Source organism: Rhodopirellula europaea 6C, from assembly GCF_000338295.1.
In the GTDB taxonomy this organism is placed as follows: domain Bacteria; phylum Planctomycetota; class Planctomycetia; order Pirellulales; family Pirellulaceae; genus Rhodopirellula; species Rhodopirellula europaea.
In genome coordinates this window covers 1-24235 of sequence record NZ_ANMO01000029.1, presented here as the reverse complement: position 1 = coordinate 24235, position 24235 = coordinate 1, and the positions used below count along the sequence as shown (strand labels likewise).

General features: G+C 56.6%; 15 protein-coding genes. 13 read left to right on the top strand and 2 right to left on the bottom strand.

Translation table 11 applies throughout. From position 1 onward, the window contains the following. On the bottom strand, positions 1-1212 hold the full coding sequence (locus tag RE6C_RS02870; protein ID WP_039961032.1) for an AraC family transcriptional regulator: 1212 nt from the start codon (positions 1210-1212) through the stop codon (positions 1-3). Between the two features lie 207 nt (positions 1213-1419). On the opposite strand from RE6C_RS02870, the gene RE6C_RS02865 reads away from it, so the two are divergent. From RE6C_RS02865 to RE6C_RS02820, 10 genes are all read left to right on the top strand, one after another. Beyond that, positions 1420-3618: a right-handed parallel beta-helix repeat-containing protein gene (locus RE6C_RS02865; RefSeq protein ID WP_008653685.1), complete on the top strand. Its 2199-nt coding sequence runs from the start codon at positions 1420-1422 to the stop codon at positions 3616-3618. Positions 3619-3754: 136 nt separating this feature from the next. Beyond that, the gene (locus RE6C_RS02860) at positions 3755-5287 is read left to right on the top strand and encodes a sulfatase family protein (protein WP_039961038.1); all 1533 of its coding nucleotides are present in this window, start codon (positions 3755-3757) and stop codon (positions 5285-5287) included. 53 nt (positions 5288-5340) lie between these two features. Then, entirely contained in the window at positions 5341-6495 is a 1155-nt protein-coding gene (locus RE6C_RS02855; protein ID WP_008653681.1) for an alpha/beta hydrolase, read from the top strand. Between the two features lie 9 nt (positions 6496-6504). Then, a complete protein-coding gene (locus RE6C_RS02850; RefSeq protein WP_008653679.1) occupies positions 6505-7893 on the top strand; it encodes a sulfatase-like hydrolase/transferase in 1389 nt (462 codons plus the stop codon). A gap of 48 nt (positions 7894-7941) precedes the next feature. Beyond that, positions 7942-8835 carry an alpha/beta hydrolase gene (locus RE6C_RS02845; RefSeq protein WP_008653677.1) on the top strand — a complete coding sequence of 298 codons (894 nt, stop codon included), beginning with the start codon at positions 7942-7944 and terminating at the stop codon, positions 8833-8835. Continuing rightward, a complete protein-coding gene (locus RE6C_RS02840; RefSeq protein ID WP_052034909.1) occupies positions 8825-10384 on the top strand; it encodes a sialate O-acetylesterase in 1560 nt (519 codons plus the stop codon). The genes RE6C_RS02845 and RE6C_RS02840 overlap by 11 nt, the downstream gene beginning before the upstream one ends. Positions 10385-10404: 20 nt before the next feature. Further along, positions 10405-13419: a sulfatase-like hydrolase/transferase gene (locus tag RE6C_RS02835; RefSeq protein WP_390175911.1), complete on the top strand. Its 3015-nt coding sequence runs from the start codon at positions 10405-10407 to the stop codon at positions 13417-13419. A 9-nt stretch (positions 13420-13428) separates the two neighbouring features. Continuing rightward, positions 13429-14865 (top strand): sulfatase family protein, encoded by a 1437-nt coding sequence (locus RE6C_RS02830; protein ID WP_008653671.1) that lies wholly within the window; start codon positions 13429-13431, stop codon positions 14863-14865. A 63-nt stretch (positions 14866-14928) separates the two neighbouring features. Then, on the top strand, positions 14929-15903 hold the full coding sequence (locus RE6C_RS02825; RefSeq protein ID WP_039961037.1) for a family 43 glycosylhydrolase: 975 nt from the start codon (positions 14929-14931) through the stop codon (positions 15901-15903). Position 15904: 1 nt separating this feature from the next. Continuing rightward, on the top strand, positions 15905-17146 hold the full coding sequence (locus RE6C_RS02820; protein WP_008653668.1) for a DUF6786 family protein: 1242 nt from the start codon (positions 15905-15907) through the stop codon (positions 17144-17146). A 583-nt stretch (positions 17147-17729) separates the two neighbouring features. Here the strand turns inward: RE6C_RS02820 and ltnD are convergent. Continuing rightward, positions 17730-18680 (bottom strand): L-threonate dehydrogenase, encoded by a 951-nt coding sequence (gene ltnD, locus RE6C_RS02815; protein WP_390175910.1) that lies wholly within the window; start codon positions 18678-18680, stop codon positions 17730-17732. Positions 18681-18840: 160 nt separating this feature from the next. Between ltnD and RE6C_RS02810 the strand changes: the two genes are divergently transcribed. The 3 genes from RE6C_RS02810 (at position 18841) to RE6C_RS02800 (ending at position 24103) form a co-directional block, all read left to right on the top strand. Beyond that, on the top strand, positions 18841-19998 hold the full coding sequence (locus RE6C_RS02810) for an AraC family transcriptional regulator (protein ID WP_236615640.1): 1158 nt from the start codon (positions 18841-18843) through the stop codon (positions 19996-19998). 222 nt (positions 19999-20220) lie between these two features. After that, a complete protein-coding gene (locus RE6C_RS02805) occupies positions 20221-22554 on the top strand; it encodes a PSD1 and planctomycete cytochrome C domain-containing protein (protein WP_008653663.1) in 2334 nt (777 codons plus the stop codon). A gap of 109 nt (positions 22555-22663) precedes the next feature. After that, positions 22664-24103 carry a DUF1501 domain-containing protein gene (locus tag RE6C_RS02800; protein WP_008653661.1) on the top strand — a complete coding sequence of 480 codons (1440 nt, stop codon included), beginning with the start codon at positions 22664-22666 and terminating at the stop codon, positions 24101-24103. The last annotated feature ends 132 nt before the right edge of the window (positions 24104-24235 follow it).

Below are 24235 nucleotides of genomic sequence, written 5' to 3'. Positions count from 1 at the left end.
CTACGGATCGATTTCATCGTCTGTGATTGTTTCTAAACGATGCTTCCGTCGGTAGTGACCAGGTGGAACTCCGGTCAGTTTTTTAAAGAACTTCGCCATGTGCTCGTCATAGTTGAATCCGGTGAGCCTGGCGATTTTCTTCAGTGGTTGCGAGGTGGTCTCGAGCAACTCTTTGATTCGAGCCAAACGAATCGACGCGATCAGATCCGAAGGCGATTGATCCAAGTAAGTTCTCATCCGTCGTTCGAGTGATCGCCGGGACATCGGCACCGCATCAGCGACATCCTGAACCGACACACCTCGACAAGCGTTCTCGCGAATGAAGCGGTAGGCCTTGGTAAATTCAGCGTCATCCACCGGAATGGAATCAGTCGAACCACGCACGACAATTCGCCGAGCCGGTACCCAAGTCAGTTCGGCAGGAACTTTCTCGTCAGCCATCATCTGGTCCAACATCGCTGCCGCTTCGTACCCGATTTTCTCCGTGTTGGGTTCGACGCTCGTTAGCGGTGGAGAACACAACGGACAAATCACGTCGTCGTTGTCGACTCCAACGACGGCGATTTCATCGGGAACATGGATATTGCATTCGTGGCACGCATTCAACAACTGTTGCGCGCGGATGTCGTTGCAAGCCAAAACGCCAACGGGCTTTGCAAGCGATTTGAGCCATCGCCCCAAACCGTCCTCGTCGAGCATCCCACTTTGCTCGGCATCAAAGGTCGTCGCGTGAACTGGACCGGGTGACTCGTATGCAACAACGTCATGCCCCAAAGAACGGACGTATTTCCGCATCTCGGAGAGTCGACGATCGGAGTAGTTTGCTCCTCCAAAACCGCAGAACCCAAACTGGGTGTATCCACGGTCTCGCAAATGATCGACGGCGAGCTTCACAACCGATGCTGGCTCGGTATCAAAGCCGGGAATCTTCCCCGCTGATCGCCAACACCTGAGATCGATGACCGGCAAACCCAAACCCTGAATGGCTTCAATCATCTTCGGCGTCTCAGCGCGAACAAGCACACCGTGGCCCTTCCACCGCGAAAGCCAAGAGGGCGGATCCGCGTTGATCGTCATCTCCTGATGTCGGAGCGACCAATCACCTTGCTCTTGTGCATAAGCGGCGATCCCTCGCAGCAGCCCGCGACCATAGGCGCGAGAGGACTCGATCAGCAGTGCCACACACTTCGTATCCGTTGGGCCGGTCGGCATGGGTGTCGCACATGTTCCAGTAAAAGACGCAAAGTGAAAGGTACAACGCCACTAACACAGCACTGCGGGCCACTATACTGCCTGTTTGTCGCTGTCGCAAACAATCAGGGGGTACCAAACCTCTCCCATCGCCGACATGCAAACCCGAACGATCACGAAGCGTTCCGGCGAAAACGGTTTGTCGAGAGTCCAAGAGAAATCCACCCAGTGAATCGCAAAGCAAAGCTGAGCTCGTTCCAATTCTTCGTCCTCGTCCTGCTAGCGATCTGGGTGGCAGTCGGCGATTGCTGCGCCGCCGAACCGGCCGATTTCTATGTCTCCCCCGAAGGTCGTGACAATTGGTCCGGCACGCTCGCGGAACCAAACGACTCCCAATCCGACGGACCGTTTGCATCGATTGCCAGAGCTCGTGACGCAATCCGGCACTCCGGCAAAAACAATTTAAGCGATACCTTGGTTCTAATTCGCGGTGGCACCTATCACTTGACAGAAACCGTGGTCTTCGGACTGCAGGATTCAGGACACCGCGACGGCAAAGTCACCTACGCGGCTTACCCAGGTGAAACGCCGGTGTTCAGTTCCGGCCAAGCAATCACGGATTGGCAACCGGTCACGACGGCCCCGCCCGGTCTGCCGGATATAGCTTTCGGCAAGGTGCAGGTGGCTGACGTCTCCCGCCGGTTCCACACACTCTTCGATGCAGAAGGCATGCTCCCGCGAGCCCGATCGCAAGGGTTCATTCCGCTGAAAGGTGGCAGTCGCAACGAGCTGCATTTTCCGGCGGGTCGCCTGAAGGACTGGCCCAACGTCGAAGACATCGAGATCGTTGTTCGCCCGCATCATGCGTGGATCGTGAACATCCTGCCGCTGGAATCCGTGAACGAGAACAAGCAGGTCGCCCGAACGTCGATCGACGCGACCTATGCGATGAACACGCTGCACTTCCTCAAAACAACCAGCTCGTGCTGGGTGGAAAATGCGTTGGAGGAACTCGACGAGCCAGGCGAATGGGCTCTCAATACTCAAGCTGGCAAACTCTATCTTTGGCCGCGAAACGATTCGCCAATCTTGGCCCCAAGGCTGAAGGAACTGATCCGCATCGAAGGCAAGATCGACAAAGAAGGCCCGCGAGACATTCCAGTGACGAACCTCTGCTTGCGTGGTCTGACTTTCATGCACGGCGAACGTTTCAGCATTGCTCCCGACGATGCGGGATTGCAGCACGACTGGGACATGCACGACAAAGCCAACGCGCTGGTCCGGTTGCGAGGAACAGAACATTGCAGAATCCAGCAATGCCACTTTGCTCACAGCGGTGGATCCGCGATTCGTGTCGACCTGCACGGGCGGCACAACGTGATTGACAGCAACGTGATCGAGCACATGGGCGGTGCTGGCATTCTGTTGTGCGGTTACGGTCCCGGCACCAAAGACGTCAATCGCGAAAACCTGGTATTCAACAACCACATTCATCACACCGGCCGGATCTACTCGCACTCGCCCGGGATCATGCTTTGGCAAAGCGGTGAGAATCGTGTCGCGAACAATCTGGTTCACAACACCCCCTACACCGGAATCATTCTCTCCGGTTGCATGACGGACTTCTTCCGACGCCAAGGCAGAGAACTCGGACGAACCATCCGTCGTCATGAAATCGCATCCCTGCCGAAGCAACCCAAACTGCAGGACGTGCTTCCCTATCTGCACACGCACGACAACACCATTGAATTCAACGAGATTCATCACGCGATGGAAATGCTCGGCGACGGGAATGCGATCTACGTTCGTGGGGCAGGTGCGGGAAACGTGATCCGCCGCAACTACATTCATCACCTCGTTGCACCGATGATCATGCAAGCCGCGATTCGCACCGATGGTGGCCAACGCGACACGCTGATTGCTGAGAACCTGATCTACAAGTGCACCTCGCAGGGCATCCTGATGAAGTTGAACACGCGTGTTGAAAACAACATCGTGGCCGACATCATCGCTCCGCCTCGAGGTTACTACCTCTCAGTTCGCGAAGGTCCGCTCACGGGGGCGACGATCCAGCGAAACATTTTCTATTCGTCCTCGGACACCTGCACGTTCATTGATGAACTGCCGCCTGGCAAAGGACGAACGAACGAGGATCGGCGAGGCAGGGCTTTGGCTCGTTCCAAGGACGCGAACACCGATCACAACATCTACTACTGCGACAGCGACCCCGCCCTGGGTGAGCAAATGTTGGACAAGCAAATGCAAGACGGAGTCGACACGCATAGTCTGGCTGTTGATCCGTTGTTTGTGGATCCCGCCAACGGCGACTTCCGACTGAGTCCCGATTCCCCGGCACTGCGTCTTGGCTTCGTGCCTTGGGACGTTTCAGAGGCCGGACTTGTAGATAAAGAAACCGTTCCTCAATGAGTCCATCTTAGCGGAGCGGCGCCAACCGCCCGGCACGTCACCGGAGGGCTCGCGTCCTGCCGCTATCAATTGCTTCTCCGACATCAGCACCGAACGACCGCACATGCTCACACCAACCTTGCCGAGAAACGCTTCGATGATTCGCTTCCTAGCACTTCTTCTTGCGACCGCGATTGTTTGCGGAACGCTTTGTACTCCCGCGTCCGCTCAGCAAGACGAACAAAACGGAACCAACAACGCCGAAGCGGCACCCAACATCGTCTTCCTGTTCGCCGACGACCAATCGACCTACTCCGTTGGCTGCTATGGGAACGAAGACGTCCTGACGCCCAACATGGATCAACTCGCCCGTGACGGGGTGTTGTTCGACAAGCACTACAACACCACCGCGATCTGCATGGCCAGCCGAGCCAACGTGTTCACTGGCATGTACGAATACAAAACCGGTTGCAATTTCGAACACGGAAACATGCACCAAGACGTGTGGGCCAAATCGTATCCGGTTCTCCTTCGCGATGTCGGTTACCTCACCGCCTTTGCGGGCAAGTTCGGATTGGTCGTGGATGGCAAAGGTTTGTGTGAAGACGACTTCGACTTCTGGGGCGGCGGGCCAGGCCAAACGAGCTACGCGACTGCACAGAACAAGTCGATGCGGAAGTATGCCAAGCAGTATCCCCACTCGACACTTTCTTACGCAGCCTTTGGCAAAGACGTCATCCGTGAAGCGGCGAAACAAGACCAACCGTTCTGTTTATCAATCAGTTTCAAGGCACCTCACAAACCGGCAACCCCGGACCCACGGTTCAATCACGTCTACGCAGGAAAACAGTTCACCAAACCGTTGAACTTTGGACGGGAATACAGCAAGCATCTCGCGCCACAAAGCAAGCTCGGTCGGCAATTCCCACGCTTCACCGAGTGGCACTATGACGATGACTACGACGGAGAAATGGCCAAGTACCATCAACAGGTTTATGCCATCGACGTCGCTCTCGGGATGATTCGCGACGAACTGAAAGCTCAAGGCGTGGCGGACAACACCGTCGTGATCTACACCAGCGACAACGGTTACATCTGTGGCTCACACGGCTACGGTTCCAAGGTGTTGCCGATGGAAGAATCGTCCCGTGTTCCGCTGATGATCTACGATCCACGCAGCCCACTCAATGGACAACAAGTCCGCTGCAAGCAACTGACCGGCAACCTCGATTTCGCTCCCACCATGCTGGAGCTAGCAGGCCTTCCAATCCCATCCAACATGGACGGAAAAAGCCTGCTGGGACTGCTGCAAGATCCAGAAGATGGTGGCCACGAGCAAATGTCGTTCATCAACGTGTTCGGACCGCTGTCCACTCACAGTCTGAGTTGCCTGACGAAGCAATACAGGTACACGTACTGGTGGTACGGCGACGAGCGAATGGAACCTTTTGAGGAATTGTTCGACACGCAAAACGACCCGTTGGAGCTGGTGAACCTGGCCAACGACCCAGCAAGCGCGGACGTGCTGGCGGCGATGCGAACGCGGTACGACCAAGAGCTCGCGAGGTGGAAATCGCAGGCGGTGGAGTACAACGACTACCAACGACACAGCACGCTGTTCGACCGAAACGTTTCGGTTCAGAACAAGCAACCGTTCATGAGCAAAAAGGCCAAACGAAAGAAGAAATGAATCGACGGTCGTAAACCACGCATCCATGTCATCTCACCCGGAGACGCCCCACCGTGATCCGACTCCCCATTCCGGGAACCATCTTGCTCGTTGCCAGCCATTGGTTCCTTTTGCCATCCCTGGCCGATGCCGCTCCTCCCGCCCGAACAGCGGCTGCCACGCGGCTGATGCAAAAGTTTGACAAGAACGACAACGGAACCTGGGAACAGAGCGAAAATTCGCGTGCCTGGAACCGCTATCGAAAACTCGACACCAACCAGGACAAAAAATTCTCGATCGATGAACTGAGCCAAGAACAGCCTGCGTTTCTGGACACCGACGGAGAACGCAAGCTCGATCTCGTTTACAAAACGGTCGGGCAAAAAGAACTGCTGTTGGACCTCTACTACCCGGCCAAACTGGGCTCCAGTGAACAGCAAACCGACGAACGGCCTACCGATGAACGCTGCCCCGTGATCGTGTACACGCATGGAGGCGGATGGGCGGCAGGCAGCAAACAGGGTGCCGCCAAAGGTTCGTTCAAAACCGTGTTTGAGCAACTGCTCCAGCAAGGATTCGCGGTGGCGTCGGTGAACTATCGGCTGTGCAAGCCGAACAGTGGCGTGATGATGCGGGACTGCGTGATCGACTCGAAGGATGCGGTTCGCTATCTGGCAAAGAACAGCCAAACGCTTCGGCTCGATCCCACACGCTTCTTCGTCATGGGCGATTCCGCCGGCGGGCAGATCGCACAAATGCTGTTGCTGACGACACCGGACACACTGCCGGGCGACGAAGCGTTGGCGGGAACGCCTTACCAAATGCTGGCAGGAGTCTCGTGGTACGGGCCCAGTGATTTTGAAAAGACCGAGCTGTTCAATCACGACGACCGAGCCGACTTCCGCGATCGATTTGGACCTCGCATTCTGGGTTCGAATTCATCGGATGCGAACAAGCTGGAACTCTACCGTGAGATGAGTCCGGTCAATTTCTTGCGTGCCGACAGCCCGCCGCTGTTGATGATCCAAGGCGACAAAGACACGACCATCCCGGTCAAGCACGCTCACCACATGAAACAAAAAGCGGACGTGATCAAAGCCCCCGTCCAAGTCATGATCATTCGAAACGCGGGGCACAACTGGCGAAAAGTCGACGCGGACATCGATCCATCGCGAGATGCCATTGTTGAACGCACCGTGCAGTTTTTCCTCGACCACCTCCCGAACTGATTGCCCCACATGAAGACGAACTATTCGATTTCGATGGCACTCCTGTTCGGTTGCGTGCTGGCCACGCAGCCGTCCAGATTGGCGGGTGCACACGCTGCTGATGCGGCCCATCCCAACTTTGTGGTGTTCGTCGCCGACGACATGGGCTGGGGCGACTCCGCCACCTACGGCCACGACCTGATTCAAACGCCCAACCTTGATCGCTTGGCATCTCAAGGCGTGAAGTTCACGCAGTGCTATTCCGCCTGCGGTGTCTGCTCGCCATCCCGGTCCGCGATTTTGACTGGACGGACGCCTTATCGAAACGGCGTTTATCGGCACTTGTCAGGAAATCACGAGGCCCACCTGCGCGCCAGTGAGATCACCTTTCCGGAGTTGCTGAAAGACGTCGGCTACGAAACATGTCACGTCGGGAAGTGGCATCTGCTCTCGAGGCAGCAGTTCAGCAATCCGGAATTCCCTCATCCAAGCGAACATGGATTCGATCATTGGATGTGCACTCAAAACAACGCCAGCCCCAGCCATCAGAACCCCGACAACTTTGTTCGCAACGGCGAACCCGTTGGAAAGCTCGAAGGCTACTCGGCCCAGTTGGTTGCCACCGAAGCAGCACGATGGCTGAAAGAGATTCACGATCCGTCCAAGCCATTTGCCATGACGGTTTGGGTGCACGAACCGCATTCCCCCATCGCAACCGACTCGCGTTTTCAGTCCTTGTATGAAGGACACGAAAACAGCAAGTACATGGGCAACATCACCCAAATGGATCACGCGTTGGGAATGGTGATGGACGCCCTCGATACGCAGAAAGTCAGCGACGACACCTTGCTGTTTTTCACTTCGGACAACGGTCCCGTGCCTGCCTTTGGCGGAACGTCGGGCGGACTGCGAGGCAACAAACGCAGCGACCACGAAGGCGGCATTCGCGTGCCCGGCGTCGCTCGTTGGCCAGGACACATCACGCCGGGGACCGTCAGCGACATCCCAGTCATCGGCACCGACATTTTCGCAACGGTTCTGGACATCACCGGCATCCCACTGCCTGACGACCGAACGATTGACGGCGTCAGCATGCTGCCCGCCTTCGACGGAAAACCGGTCGAGAGGAAGATCCCGCTGTTCTGGCGAACACACGTTTCGCCTCCCGCCGATCGCGTGGCACTCCGCATCGGTGACTGGAAACTGGTCGGTGACGAAACGCTCACGAAGTTCCAACTTTACGAGATCCAAACCGACTGGAAAGAAGAACACGACTTGGCCGCCGCGATGCCAGAGAAAACGGCAGCGATGAAAGACGAACTGATGACGGTCTGGCGGGGAATTGAATCCGAAGGCCCTGACCACTGGTGGAAGAACGAACGACAAAAACCGGCGAGAGGTGGAACAGTGAATTACTGAATCATTCGAACCACTTCTGCCCGTTAACACACAAGAACAAACATCCCCATGAAATTCTCACCGACATTACCGCTGTTGATCGCGTTCCTTCTGATGGCAACGCCCGCGATGGCGAAGACCGAACAAGTCGCCATGCCTGGCGCCACCGCGGAGGTTTACAAGACCGCTTCCGGCGATGATCTGCACATCTACCGTTTTGACCCGGAAGGTCACGATCCAGCCCAAGACAAACGACCGGCGGCGGTGTTCTTCTTCGGCGGCGGATGGAACGGAGGCACGGTGACTCAATTGGCACCGCAAAGTCGCTACCTCGCTTCTCGCGGCATCGTTGCTTTCGTGGCCGATTACCGCGTCAAGAGTCGCCAGAAGGTCACGCCCGACGCGTGCGTGGAAGACGGCAAGTCAGCCATCCGCTGGGTCCGTCAAAACTCACAGCGATTGGGCATCGATCCTGAAAAAATCATCGCGGGCGGTGGATCCGCAGGCGGGCATGTGGCAGCGGCAACCGGTTTCTGCGAAGGCTTTGAAGCCGAAGGAGAAGATCATTCCGTCTCTTCCAAACCGAACGCGTTGGTCTTGTTCAATCCGGTTTACGACAACGCGAAAGAGGGTGGGTATGGCTACGACCGGATCAAAGAGTGGTTCCCCGCGATCTCGCCCGCTCACAACATCACGCCGGATGATCCACCCGCGATTGTGTTCCTGGGAACCAAAGACAAACACGTTCCTGTCGCCACCGCAGAAGCCTTTCGCGACAAGATGATCGCTGCGGGCATCCCAACAGAACTCCATTTGTACGAAGGCCAACCGCACGGGTTCTTCAATCCCAAACGAGGCGGTTTCAACGACACGCTCGCCAAGACCGATCAATTCCTCGCGAAGCTTGGATACCTCAACGGACCAGTCGACCATCAACGGATCGAGGCACTCAATGTCAAATGACCCACCCGCCATGCGGCACCGTTCGCCAAGTCATCTGATGCGTCTCGCAATCGTCGTCGGATGCTTTCTGTTGTCGTATCCCGCAACTGCAATGGCCGAATTGTCGGTCGCATCGCCGTTCACCGACAACGCGGTGCTGCAACAAAAGATGCCGGTCCCGGTTTGGGGATCGGCTGATCCGGGGACGGCGATCACGGTGGAGTTCGCTGGACAAAAACAGCAGTCCGTCGCCAATGCCGATGGAACCTGGAAAGTTCAGCTGGATCCGATGCCTGCCATTGCAGAACCACAAACACTGCAGGTCTCCAGCTCCACCGGCACGGTTTCGTTCACCAATGTCGTCGTTGGTGAAGTCTGGATTTGTTCCGGGCAATCCAACATGCAGTTCTCAACCGCAGCGGTTCCTGAAATCCAATCTTTGGCCGCCAGCTCAGAGAACATTCGATGCTTCGAAGTGAAACGAACCGTCGCGATGACCGAGCAAGATCGCTTGGAAGGCGTATGGACGGAGCAGCCACCCAATAGCGCCGTTGCATTTTCGTTTGCTCACTTTTTAGAACAAGCCGGCGACGTTCCGGTGGGCATTGTGTTGGCGTGTTGGGGCAGTTCGTCGATCGAAGCCTGGATGCCGCGAGAGATGACTGAAACCGTGCCACATTTCAAGACGATGATGGACGACTTCGATGCAGACACGGCGACCCAAGATCGGATCGCTTCCATTCTGAATGGCAAGAAACCCTGGAGCCGAGCCGACGACATCTTCCTGCGTCGCCAATCGAACATTCTCTACAACGCGATGATTCATCCGTTGGTGCCTTACGCTTGCCGCGGGCTGGTGTGGTACCAAGGCGAACGGAACACCCAGTCGATGTTTGGGATGTCAAAGGAACCTTGGTTCTCACGCCACTCGGGCATTCTGAAATATGGCCCCACCTTGAAAGCATGGATCAAACGTTACCGAAAGGAGTGGGGCAACGAGGGCATGCACTTCCTGGTCGTGATGTTGCCTGGCTATTTCAAGCCACTGCCGACGGGACCGCAAATGGGCCCCGAACATCCGAGCACTCACTCTTGGGCTTGGATGCGAGAGTCGCAGTTGCAATCACTGGAACTGCCGCACACTTCCGTCGTCAACACAATCGACTTGGGTGATCTGAAAAACATTCATCCCAAAGACAAGCTTCCCATCGGCCAACGACTGGCATTGCTGGCGGCTCGCGAGACATTGGGCCAAACCATCGAGGCGGAGGGTCCCAAAATGAAACGCGTCGAAGTGCTGGACGATCGGTTGGTGGTCCACTTCGAACATGCCGAGGGACTGCGGACCCTCGATGGAAAATCGCCCACCGGATTTTGGTTGTCAGACGATTCACAAAAATGGGTTCCCGCAACGGCTGAGCTGAGCGGTCAAACCGTGGTCCTGAGTTCGTCTGAACTGACGCACCCGCTCTATGTTCGCTACGCATTCGCGGGCAAACCCAAAGTGAACCTGGTCAACGCCGCCAAGCTTCCCGCTTACCCCTTCCGCACCGACTCCTTCCAGCCATGACTTCATCCCCGTCCAAGCAAATGCCCCTCATGAATTCATCCCTGATCCCTCTTTGCGCTGCCGCATTGGTGATGCTTGTCACCTGCGGCACATCCGCCGCGGCGGAGCGACCACCCAATGTCGTTCTGATCTTTGTTGACGACCTCGGCTACGGAGACCTGAGTTGCTATGGAGCGACGAAACTATCGACACCGAATATCGATCAGCTTGCCGCGGAAGGACGACGGTTCACCGACGCCCACTCCGCATCCGCCGTGTGCACGCCTTCTCGCTACGGGCTGCTGACGGGCCAGTATCCGGTTCGCGCGATGGGCGGGCAAGGAGTTTGGGGGCCGCTTCCGACGACTTCCGGTTTGATCATCGACACGAACACGCAAACGATCGGAAAGGTCTTCAAGGACAAAGGCTACGCGACGGCCTGTCTCGGCAAATGGCACCTGGGATTCAAAGAAGAACCCAACGATTGGCAAGTGCCACTGCGGCCGGGACCTCAGGACGTCGGGTTTGATCACTACTTTGGTGTGCCATTGGTCAATAGCGGCAGCCCCTACGTCTATGTCAACGATGACAGCATCTTCGGATACGATCCAAACGATCCGTTGGTGTACGGCGGCAAACCCGTGTCCCCCACGCCCACGTTTACTGCAGAAGCGTCCATCAAGAGCCCCAACCGATTCAGCGGTGCTCTCAAGGCTCACGAAATCTACGACGACGAAAAAACGGGCACGCTTCTGACGGATCGCGCGGTGAAGTGGATCAGTGAAAAGAAAGACGAACTGTTCTTTCTGTATTTCGCCACCCCCAACATTCATCACCCATTCACCCCGGCGCCCCGTTTCAAAGGCACCAGCCAGTGCGGCCTCTACGGCGATTTTGTCCATGAGTTGGACTGGATGGTCGGCGAGATCGTGAAGTCGCTCGAAGCCAATGGCCTGACTGACAACACACTCGTCCTCTTCACCAGCGACAACGGTGCCATGCTCAACCGAGCAGGACGCGATGCGGTCAAAGCCGGGCATCAACCCAATGGCGAGTTGCTCGGGTTCAAGTTCGGCGTCTGGGAAGGCGGGCACCGCGTGCCCTTGATCGCGAAATGGCCGGGCAAAATCAAACCGGGAACTCAGTCCGATCAACTGATCAGCCAAGTCGACCTGTTTGCCACGTTTTCGGCACTGACCGAGCAGGAGATGCCATCTTCGGAGCAGAAAGACAGCATCAACATGTTGCCTGCTTTGCTGGATGAACCCAGCGAACCCTTGCGGACGGAGTTGGTCCTCGCACCACGCCAGCCACGCAACTTGGCCGTTCGCAAAGGCAAGTGGCTGTACATCGGAGCCCGTGGCAGCGGCGGATTCAACGGTTCCAAACCCCAGCATCACGCCTGGGGCGGTCCCGCCGCGGTTCAGTTCTCCGGCCATAAGAACAGCGACATTGTCAACGGTCGCATCAAGAAGGATGCTCCGCCCGCTCAGCTATACGATTTGGAAAAGGACCGATCACAGACCACCAATGTCTATCGGGAACATCCCGAGGTCGTGGAAGAAATGAAAACGCTATTGGAGTCCTATCGTCCCAACAAAGGATCCCAAGGCACGCGGCAAAAGAAACCGGCGCCGAAGAAGAAACCCCAAACCGCAAAACAACCTCCGTCCCCCACCGCGTCCGTCTCGCTGGCAGGTCGCGGGACAACAGCGGGAACGACCAAGCCCAACTTCATCGTCATTCTCACGGACGACCAAGGTTACGGTGACCTCAGTTGCTTTGGTGGAAAGCATGTCGCCACGCCTCGCATCGACCAAATGGCGGCCGAAGGTTCCCGGCTAACCAGCTTCTACGTCGCCGCTCCCGTTTGCACTCCATCACGAGCGGGGCTGATGACGGGTTGCTATCCCAAACGGATCGGCATGGCGATGGGTTCCAATTTCGGAGTGCTGCTGGCCGGCGATCGCAAAGGCTTGCATCCCAATGAAATCACCATCGCGGAAGTTTTGAAAACAGTGGGCTATCGGACCGGCATGTTTGGCAAATGGCACCTCGGCGACCAACCGGAATTCCTCCCAACGAAACAAGGCTTTGATGAGTTCTTTGGCCTTCCCTACAGCCACGACATTCATCCGTTTCATCCTCGGCAGAATCACTACCAGTTCCCACCGTTGCCTCTGCTGGAGAACAACACCGTCGTCGAAATGGAACCCAACGCTGACCTCTTGACCAAACGGATCACGGAACGTGCGGTCTCGTTCATTGACCGAAACAAAGACCAGCCATTCTTTCTGTACATCCCCCATCCCATTCCTCATGCGCCGCTGCACGTCTCGCCTCCGTTCATGAAGGATGTTGCCGATGACGTCGTGGTTGCCATTAACAAAGAAGACGGAAACATTGACTACGCAACGCGTGCGAATCTCTTCCACCAAGCGATCGCCGAAATCGATTGGTCCGTCGGACAAATCCTCGACGCACTGAAATCCAATGGGCTCGACGAGAAAACCATGGTGCTGTTCACGTCCGACAATGGACCGCCAAAGAACACTCTCTTCGCCAGCGCCGGCCAACTTCGTGGACACAAAGGAACCGCGTTCGAAGGCGGTGTGCGTGAACCCACCGTGGTTCGCTGGCCAGGACAAGTCCCCGCCGGCCAAGAAAACAACGAACTCATGTCCACCATGGACCTGCTGCCCACATTCGCGAAGCTCGCCGGAGCAGCAATCCCAACGGACCGGGTCATCGACGGCAAAGACATCTGGACCACGCTGAAAGGCGAAACGCAATCACCGCACGAAGTCTTCTTCTACCACCGCGGCAATCAATTGGCAGCGGTGAGGTCGGGCAAGTGGAAACTGCATGCCAACAAAGGAGTCCCCCAGCAACTCTACGACCTCGAAAAGGATCTCGGTGAAAAGGTGAACGTCATCGAAGCCAATCCGCAAGTTGTCAAAAAACTGCAACGCCATTTGAAAGACTTTGCCGCTGACATCGCCACTAACAGTCGGCCGGCTGCTTTCAAAGACAACCCCAAGCCACTTTCCAACTGAGAACACACGATGCGCACCTTTGTCCGATCTGGCGTTCCAAATCAGAATCGCCAATGCTGTTTTTGGGTTGGCTTGCTCATGGCCGTTGCCATGCCATGGCTGCAAGCTTCCTCCATCGAGGCCGCCGACAGACCACCCAATTTCGTTCTCATTTTCGCGGATGATCTCGGTTACGGTGACATCAGTTGCTACGATTCATCGGGCGTAAAAACGCCGCACCTCGATGCGCTCGCCGAAGAAGGTTTTCGCAGCACGGACTTTTTCGTCTCTGCCAACGTGTGCAGTCCTTCTCGCGCCGCTTTGCTGACCGGTCGCTACCCGATGCGATGCGGCATGCCCGTGGCCCGCAACGAAAACGTCGCGAAATACCAAGACTACGGTTTTGCCCCGGAGGAGCTCACGATCCCCGAACTGCTGCATCCCGCTGGCTATCGTTCCTTGATGGTGGGCAAGTGGCACTTGGGAATGGAAGTGGAAGGTTCGCACCCGCTCGATGCCGGTTTCGATGAATACTTTGGAATCCCCAGCAACTACGAACCACGGCGAGGCAAGAATCACAACACCTTGTATCGCGGCAAAGCGGTGGAGCAAGAAAACGTTCCCTGCGAAGTGCTGACGAAACGCTACACCGACGAAGTCATCGAGTTCATCGATCGGCAGCAAGACGATCCGTTCTTCATCTATGTATCGCACCACATCGTGCACAACCCGTTGCGTCCCAGCAAAGACTTTGTCGGCACATCTGAAAAAGGCAAGTACGGCGACTTTATCAAAGAACTGGATCACAGCACCGGCCGAATCATGCAAGCGATTCGCGATGCCGGGATCGATGAGAACACTTTGGTGGTGTTCACATCCGACAACGGTCCCACGCGAAATGGATCCGCTGGCGGATTGAACGGCGGCAAGTATTGCACGATGGAAGGCGGCCACCGCGTGCCAGGGATCTTTCGTTGGGCAGGCAAAATCGCACCCAACCAAGTTTCGGACGCCACGCTGACCAGCATGGACCTGCTGCCGCTGTTCTGTGGACTCGCCGGAGTTCAGCCACCGGATGATCGCAAGCTGGATGGCAAGAACATTCTGCCGATCCTGCTGGGCAAAGACACCCAATCACCGCACCAGTTTCTTTACTACTACAACGGCACCAATCTGCAAGCCGTCCGAGAAGGCAACTGGAAGCTGCATCTTCCTCGCACGACGGACGACCAACCATTCTGGTCGAAGAAGCCCGACAAAACGAAAGGCTTTGTGACACTCAAAAAGCCACAGCTGTTCAACCTGGATCGCGACGTGAACGAAAAGCAAAACGTCGCGGATCGTCATCCCGAGATCGTCGTCCGCCTGCAAAGCCAAGCCGAACGGATTCGAAACGAACTCGGTGACGTTCACACGACCGGAACCGATCAACGAAAAATCAATCTCGTTGCCCCGCAGGAACGCTGAACCGTTGCCTGACTCGGCCGCAAACAAATTCACCTCACTCGTAAAAACACCTTGATCACCAACATGCAAAAACTCTTTGTCCCTGCCCTCCTCGTGATGTTGGCAACCTCCGCCCACGCTGATTCGCCCGATGCACCGACTGTCGTGGTCACGCACTCGGCCGTCGAAGGCATCGGCGCCGAACCCGGTGTCATGCGCCGCGACCCGAGCGACATCATCCAAGTCGGAGACCTCTTTTACGTGTGGTATTCGAAAGGAAAGATCTCACCGGGATACGATGCCACGATCTGGTACGCGACGTCGAAGGACGGTCATCAGTGGACCGAAAAAGGCATGGCCCTCGCGAAAGGAGAACCCGGCAGTTGGGAAGGAGCCAGTGTCTTCACACCCAACATCCTGGTCGCTGAAGGACGCTATTGGCTGTTCTACACCGGGACATCCAAGAAGTATGGCAAAGGCTTTCAACCCGATTCGAAAATCGGCATCGCGGTTTCCGATTCACCCGACGGTCCTTGGGAGCGTCTGGCAACCAATCCGGCGCTGTCCAACAGCGAAAACCGGGATGACTTCGACAGTCACCTGGTCGACGATGCTTGCTTGATCGTCCGAGACGGAAAGATTTGGTTCTACTACAAAGGCCGCCAACTGGGCAAAGGCCCCGGACAAACCCAAATGGGGTTGGCAATCGCTGACAAACCAGAAGGGCCCTACGTGCGCCACGAAGCCAACCCGGTGATCCCTGGCAACCACGAAGTCTTGGTGTGGCCTCAAGGCAAAGGCGTGGCCGCGATGATCGGCACGACTGGCCCGAAAGCGATCACGAATTCAATCCTGTATGCCGGAGACGGAATTCACTTCACCAAAATTCACCATGTGGAAAACGGCCCGTGGGCAGGCGGCGCCTATCGGCCGGAAGCGTTCACTGAAAGCGGCAAAGGCCAACTCCCGGATTGGGGCGTCGAAATTGGAAGACCAAAAGGCAAGCAACGCGGTGGGCTGCCATTCATTCAACGGTTCGATGTCACGGAGAAAAACTGAGATGAAGAACACGCCTTTCACAAAGCTTGCAGGATTGGTGGTAGCAACCATGAGTCTCTTTCCTGAATCAGCCACCGCGGTGGACGGGTTCGCCGATGACGTGGCCTTCATGAAAGAACACACCGATGTGGTTCTGCTGCATCGCGGTGATGCTGCGGTCGCCGTGGCGCCGGCCTACCAAGGCCGGGTGATGACCAGCACGTTTGATCGCAACACCGGCCCAAGCTTTGGCTGGATCAATCGCCCGGTCATCAAGCAAGGCTTCCTTTCCGAGGACGAAAGAACAGGCAAACTCGAAGAACACATTTACATCTTCGGCGGTGAAGAACGTTTCTGGCTCGGGCCGGAAGGTGGGCAGTACGGACTGTTCTTCGATCCCGGAACTCAATTCGAGTTCTCGGACTGGACGACACCTCCGGCGATCGACACCGAGACTTACGAACTGGTCGAGCAAACAGACGTCTCCGCCAAATTCAGTCACTCAGCGAAACTGACCAACCACAGTGGCACGAAATTCAACGTCGGTATCGATCGCACAATCAAACTGCTCAGCCCTCAAGAAGCCGCTGACCAATTGCAGGTTGAGTTGGGTGACGATCTTCGCGTCGTGGGTTACGAAACCGACAATCGAATCACCAACACGGGCGAGAATCCCTGGAAGAGCGAAACGGGTTTGCTCTCGATTTGGATCCTCGGCATGTACAACCCTTCGCCCGCAACAACCGTCGTCATTCCCTTTCGCTCCGGTGATGAAGAAGAACTCGGCCCCAAGGTCAACGACGCCTACTTTGGCGAGGTCCCACCGGACTACCTGAGGGTCGAGGAGCAAGAACTGTTCTTCCGTGGCGATGGAACTCGTCGAGGCAAAATCGGCATCTCCCCAGAACGATCCAAAGGCATTGCGGGCAGTTACGATGCCGCGGGAAGAGTACTGAACATCGTCACCTACAACGTGCAGGACTCGCCGCACGGGTTCGTCAATTCGATGTGGGAACTGCAAGACAAACCGTACGCCGGCGATGTCATCAATTCCTACAACGACGGATCGCCCGAACCGAACAAGCCACCACTCGGTCCGTTCTACGAATTGGAAACGTCCTCACCTGCCGCGGCATTGCCACCTGGCGGCACCATGAAACACGTGCAGAGAACGTTCCACATTCACGGCACCGAAGAGGACCTCCAACCACTCGCTCAACATCTGCTCGGCGTGTCGCTGGAAGAGATCAAAACGGCTTTCTAAGCCGCTCGGCAGGAATGATCGGGTATGGGAAACAGAGTCGAACATTTGTCTCGAAATGTTCGCGTGGTTGGTTGATGTCGTCGAGCAGCGTGATGCGAATGCTTGCAGATGGAAATGATTGAACCTGGGCTTGGCCGTTGAGAGTTGCCCGACGGAACAGTTGAGGACAACTGTTCTACTCTGATGCTTCGCGTGTCGCTTATTCATCATCCACTTCTCCCGAAACGAAGCAGGTCGTGCAGTTTTCTGGTGCTGTATCGCTGGCTGGCGCCTGGGTTTCGCCCCGGACGGGGCCGTCATGCTTAGCTCGGGGCGGTAGCCCCGAGACACTGAGTCCGGAAAACAAACGGTCGCCCCGGATGGGGCCGTCATGGGAGTTGGGGGCGTCCCTCGCTCACGCTTCGGGTTGTGATGGGCGGTCTTGGCCGACACTGACGGGCAAGGGTGCCCATCCTCCATGCGTTGAAACGTCGTTGAGGACTGCGTCGACAAGCCGTCATCATTGACGCTCTGATTGCGGATGCCAAGTTATTCCTGGACTGCACCGAAGGGAGGGTGAAGTAAAACGGCACAACCGCTTGAGTCAATCATCCCCCGGCAGGTCCAGACTCGCGTTGCGAGCGTAGACTTTCGCGACAGCCGCGTCGTCTTCGGCGCCCAACCCCATTCCCGCGGCGGCCAGGAACTGCTGCAGCGCCGCGGCGGTCAACGGAGCACTGAACTTCGCATCCCGAGCGATGTCCAAAACGATGCCCAGGTCCTTCGGCCAGATGTTCACTTGGCTCAGCGGTGTGTAGTCGCCGGCGGCAACGTGCGGCCCGCGGTTCTCAAGCATCCAACTGGTCCCGGCACACTGCGGGATCACCTCCAGAAACTTTTCCGGTGACACGCCTTGGGTCATGCCAAACGTCATGGCTTCCGCCATCGCAGCGATGTGAACTCCCGCCAGCAGTTGGTTGACCGCCTTCATGGCCGAACCTGCACCAACCTCGCCGAGCCGGAATACGTTTTCGGCCATCGCGTCCAGTGCGGGCTGCGCCACCTCAAACGCTTTCTCAGAACCAGCCGCCATGATCGAGAGTTGTCCCTTGGCGGACTTGGCCGCGCCACCGGAAATCGGAGCGTCCAAGTAATGCAGTCCGCAATCGTTGCACCGACTGGCCATCTCACGGGCAAAGTCAGGAGCCACGGTCGCGCAGGCGATCACGACGCTGCCCTCTTTCATCATGCGTGCCACTCCGTCGGGACCGAACAAAACCGCCGATGTCTGATCGGCGTTGAGGACAGAAACGACAACGATGTCCAGCGTCTCAGCGACGTCCTTGAGGTCGCCGGGCTGGCCACCTTCGGCGCGAAATCGCTCGACTGGATCAGGCGAGATGTCTGCGCCCCAAACCTCATGTCCGGCCCGCAAACAGGACTTGGCCATGCCGTACCCCATCGCTCCCAAACCAATCACAGCAATCTTCGCGGCAGTGGTCATTGATGTCTTTCTCGTCGGTGTTGTTTGACGTTGGTTCCTGCCTCGAGACAGGATAACGCGCGGTGAATGATTGATTGGCGTTCACGCAGAGAAGCAAACGCTCGGAAAGAATTGTAGGTGAGACCTCCCTTCCAACCCTGCGCAGTTGCGCACTTCTGCTACGCTAATGCGCATCGCAAAAAACCTTGGACCGCCCTTGGGATCAGGCCCCGTGACAACCACGAAACGACCACGACATGTTGGCATTCTTGTTGAGACCGATGACTCTTGGGGTCGCAACGTGGTCGAAGCGATTTGCCGGTTCGGTCATTCAAGCGGTTGGACAGTTCTGATCTCACCTCGTGACGCCCAAGGTCGCCTGCGTTTGCCAAAGGTTTGGAACGGCGACGGCATCATCGCTTCATTGCGAACCGCCTCTTCTGTCCGCCATGTAAAAAGTCTGAACCTACCGGTGGTGGATGTTGGAATCATGATCCCAAAGGCCGATTGGTTCGGACGAGTCGCGACCGATGACGCGGCCCGCGCAAAGATGGCCTTTGAGCATCTTCGCGATCGAGGGCTGACTCACTTTGCCTGCTATGCACCCCCAATCGGTCGATACTCCGACGTGCGATCCATCGCCTTTGCAGATGCCGTCGCCGCTGGCGGGTATCAGTGTGCAATGTACGAAGCCACCCGTGACGACACCGCGGGATGGTTGACCAACTATTCCAACGTCCGCCGATGGTTGTCGACTTTGCCGCGTCCGCTGGGAATCTTCGCTGCGGATCCCTATCCGGCCAGGCAACTGGTCGAGATCTGTTCAGTCGACTCGATTCAAATTCCCGACGAAGTCGCGGTGCTTTCGGGAGACGACGACGAACTCCTGTGCAACGTTGCGTCGCCGCAGATCTCGGCGGTTGAATTGGCCAGTCACCAACTCGGTGAAACGGCTTCGCAGATGTTGTCAAAGATGATGAGCGGGAGTGCCACGCCAAAACGCGAAACCCTCATTCCGCCGCTTCAAGTTCGCGGGCGTCATTCGACCGATATCCTCGCCATGCCGGACGATGAAATCGCGGAAGTCTTGCGGTTCATTCGTGATCGAGCTCGCGACGGCATCACCGTTGCCGACCTGTTGCAAACATTTCCAATCTCACGAAGAAGGCTGGAACAACGTTTTCGCGCGGAACTCAATCGCAGCCCGGCCGAAGAGATTCGTCGCGTTCGCATGTCTCACGTCGGACGATTGTTATTGGATTCAGACAAACCCATTTCAACGATTGCATACGAATCTGGATTCGCGACCGGAGCGTCTTTGTCACAAGCTTTCCGCCAGCACTTTGGAACCACACCGGGCGAATACCGACGTCAAAACCACGCGACATGAACATTCGCAGACGACACTCCTGAACGAAAAATCGAAAGTGATTTGCGCGTCTGCGAATGGCAACGAGGTCGCGATCATCTATCCTCTAACCTCACACCGGCACCGTAACACCCCACCACGGTGACTCGGTCCGCCATAAACGCATCGTTCAACGCCTGACGCATTGAGTTGTGTTGGCGTTCAGCATCCCGCCCATCTCCTCCCCTCAGGACGGAATATCCGATGATCTTTCCGTTTGGTTTTCGATCGCTTTTCATCGCGTTTTGTTTCTTCTCGCTCGGCAGCGTTGGCCTGGCCAACGATGCAGAATTACCGCATTCTGATCTGCAACATCACTCCGGCCAAATCGACTTTGTCCGCGATATCCAACCGATCCTTCGCGACAACTGTTACGAGTGCCACGCTGGGACAACGGAAGAAGGCGGCTTGAACCTTGGAATCAAAGCCAAGGCATTCAAAGGTGGAGACAGCGACGAAGTCATCCTCGCGGGCAACAGCGAAGACAGCTTGCTCATCGACTTGGTGTCCGGCGGGAAAGACAACGCGTTGATGCCGCCGGAAGGATCCGAGCCGCTGACCAAAGAACAAGTCAGCCTGCTTCGTGCTTGGATCGATCAAGGTGCAATTTGGCCAGACGACGCCGACGTCATCGATCCCAAAATGGATCGAGCAAAAACGCACTGGGCGTTTCAACGACTGCAAAATGTCGTCCCGCCAACACGTTCGTCCCACGACAACTGGTCCAAGAGCCCGATCGATTTGTTTATCAAGCGGCGATTGGATGACGCTGGAATCCGCCCCGCGAAACCGGCCGATGCGAGAACTCTGGTACGACGCTTGTACTTTGACCTGGTTGGATTGCCTCCGACCCAGGAACAAACGTCGGAGTTTGTTGATGTCCATTCGGTAGACTCGAAGACGGCGGTCCAAAATCTGATCGATGAACTATTGAGTTCGACCCGCTATGGCGAACGTTGGGGAAGACATTGGTTGGACGTGGCTCGCTACGCAGACAGCGACGGCCAGGAAGCCGACCAAAATCGACCGCATGCCTATCACTACCGCGACTTTGTGGTTCAAGCCTTCAACGATGACATGCCCTACGAGCAATTCGTCCGTTGGCAAATCGCGGGCGACGAAATCGAACCGGACAATGACGCTGCCGTTTCAGCCACCGGCTTCCTGACCGCCGGCACGTCGTTCAAGCTGCCCGATTCGTTTCTCGAAAGTGAACGTCTCGCCAATCGCTACAACGAATTGGACGATGTGATTTCGACACTCGGGTCTGGGATGCTTGGGATCACGGTCGCCTGCGCTCGCTGCCACGATCACAAATACGATGCGTTCTCGGCGAAAGAGTACTACCAACTGCTGGGCGTCTTCCACAGCGGCGATCGCGTGTCGGACAAGTTGCCCAGTGGGAAAGACGGATACTTTTTTCGCGACTTTGGCAAAGAACGTGAAACGACTTGGCTGTTCCGTCGAAGTGATTTCTACGACCGCGAAATTGAAGTCGACATCGGGTTCCCAGCCATGCTGTCATCCGGCGCCGACGCTCATGACTACTGGCGAAATGCCAAGGAAGCCTACAACGAAATCGGCGAACCCAAGAGCACGCTGCAGCGCCGTGCCCTGGCCGATTGGATCACCGACACTGACCACGGCGGCGGAGCTTTGCTGGCTCGTGTCATCGTCAATCGAGTTTGGCACCATCACTTCGGCAAGGGGCTGGTGCAAACGACGGGTGACTTTGGCGTCAATGGCGACGCACCGTCACACCCTGAATTGCTTGAGTACCTGACGAACGCATTCGTCGAGAGTGGCTGGAGCCTCAAGACTCTGCACCGCGAAATTCTCGGCAGTGCCGTTTGGCAGCAAGCCAGCACCCGGGATGCGACTGACGAACGAGGTTTGGAAATCGACCTCGGCAATGAACTGTTGTGGAAGATGAATCCGCTGCGTCTCGAAGCGGAAGTGATGCGTGACGCGATGCTTGCCGTCAGCGACACGCTCAACCTGCAAGCCGGCGGACCGGGTTACAAGCCCTACATCGCTCCGGAAGCCAACCTGGCCAGAAACATCCAAGGCGAAGGCTATCCCAAGAACGCGCCCGACGACGCCACGACCCGGCGACGAAGTGTCTACATGTTCCACAAACGTTTGATTCCTTATCCGATGTTTCAAGCGTTCGATCGGCCCGACCTGATGACCAGTTGTGCTCGAAGACAGAACACGACCGTGGCACCTCAAGCGATGGTGATTCTCAATGATCGCTTTGTCCGCACCGTGGCTCGTGACTTCGCAAACCTTTTGCTTCAGAAGAAAGCCAGTGGATCCCACCCAGCGAAATGGCAACCGCAGCCGGTCATCGAAGATGCCTTCGAAACGGTGTTCGCCCGTTCGCCAACTGAGAGTGAAATGAAAACCTCGATCCAGTTCATCGATGCACAAGCCAACGCACGAAGTGACCGAGCGGAACGAGACTCGCGGATCGAAGCGCTGACTGATTTTTGCCAGTCGTTGTTCGGACTCAATGAATTCATCTACATCGATTGAATTTCAAGGCCCCGTACGATGGGCTTCCGAGCCCGCCGAAACCACTCAACAACCGCCGGCAACCAACCGCATCATTCAATAACTTACATTGAGTCAGAGGCGAACCAAAATGACCAATCATTCACAACTGTTTCCCTGCGGTCGCGTCGCGAACATGCTCAGCCGCCGTGAGTGGCTGTGCCGGGCGGGTGCCGGTGCAGGAATGATCGGCCTGGCCAATTTGATGTCCGAGCAGAATTTGTTGGCCGAACCACCGACGAATGACCTCTCAGATCCCATCACTTCGCTGGCACCGCGACCGGGCCACTTCCCCGCGAAAGTGAAGTCGGTCATTTGGTTGTTCATGGAAGGTGCGCCCAGCTCAGTCGACATGTTCGATCCCAAACCCGAACTCGACAAACGAGAAGGCGACACAACCGACATTCAAGCGTTCTTTGGCAACCCGGGACCGCTGATGAAGTCGCCGTTTTCGTTCCAACAACATGGCGAAAGCGGGCAGTGGGTTTGCGACAAATACACCCACGTCGCGAAACACGTCGACAAGATGGCGTTCATCAAATCGTGCTACAGCGAGTCCAACGACCACGTCCCGGCGATTTACCAAATCAACAGCGGGCTGCCACGCCCGGGATTCCCCACCGCGGGAGCCTGGGTGACGTATGGACTGGGCAGTGAAAACCAAAACCTTCCCGGCTACGTCGTGATGGGCAACACACAAGGTGCCAAAGGTGGACCTCACAACTGGGGCGCAGGCTTTCTCCCATCAACCTTTCAAGGCACGCTCTTCCGATCCCAAGGTGCACCGGTTCTCAACCTCAAACGACAACCTCAAATCACCAAACAAGACCAAGTCGCACAGCTCGACTTGATGGCAAAGCTGAACGACGAACACATGCGGCGTCACACGCGAGATGCCGAGTTCGCCAACCGAATGCAATCATTCGAATTGGCGTTTCGAATGCAGAAAGAAGCCACCGAGGTCGTCGATCTTTCGCGAGAAACGAAAGCGACGCAGCAGCTGTACGGAATCGACAACCCCAGGTCCAAATCGTTTGGGTCGAAGTGCTTGATGGCACGACGACTTGTTGAGAGCGGCGTTCGGTTCGTGCAGGTCTACAGTGACGGCGAGTGGGACGCGCACGACAACCTCGAAGAAAACCACACCCATCACTGCGCCGCGACGGACGTGCCCGTCGCTGGTCTGCTTTCCGATTTGGAACAACGCGGGTTGCTCGATTCGACCCTTGTGATCTGGGGCGGCGAGTTCGGCCGCATGCCGATCTCGCAAAACGGCAAGGGACGTGACCACAATCCCAAAGGCTTCATGCAGTGGATGGCGGGAGCCGGAATCAAAGGTGGCGTCAGCTACGGCGAAACCGATGAGATCGGATACGAGGCCGTTGAGAATCCAGTCAGCGTAAACGATCTGCACGCCACGATCCTGCACCTGCTCGGTCTAGATCACGAGCGACTCACGTACTTCCACAACGGTCGCAGCTACCGACTGACAGACGTCGCCGGCAAAGTCATCCAGGAGATTCTCGCCTGAGCAACTGTCCCAGAAGGACACGCCACAATTGCCGCCTTCATTCAGTCAGCTTCGCCAGCGGGGACAATGCGAAGGTAATCCAAAGCGAACATATACGCTCTTTTGGCCTTTGGATTGGATCCCACCACTTGA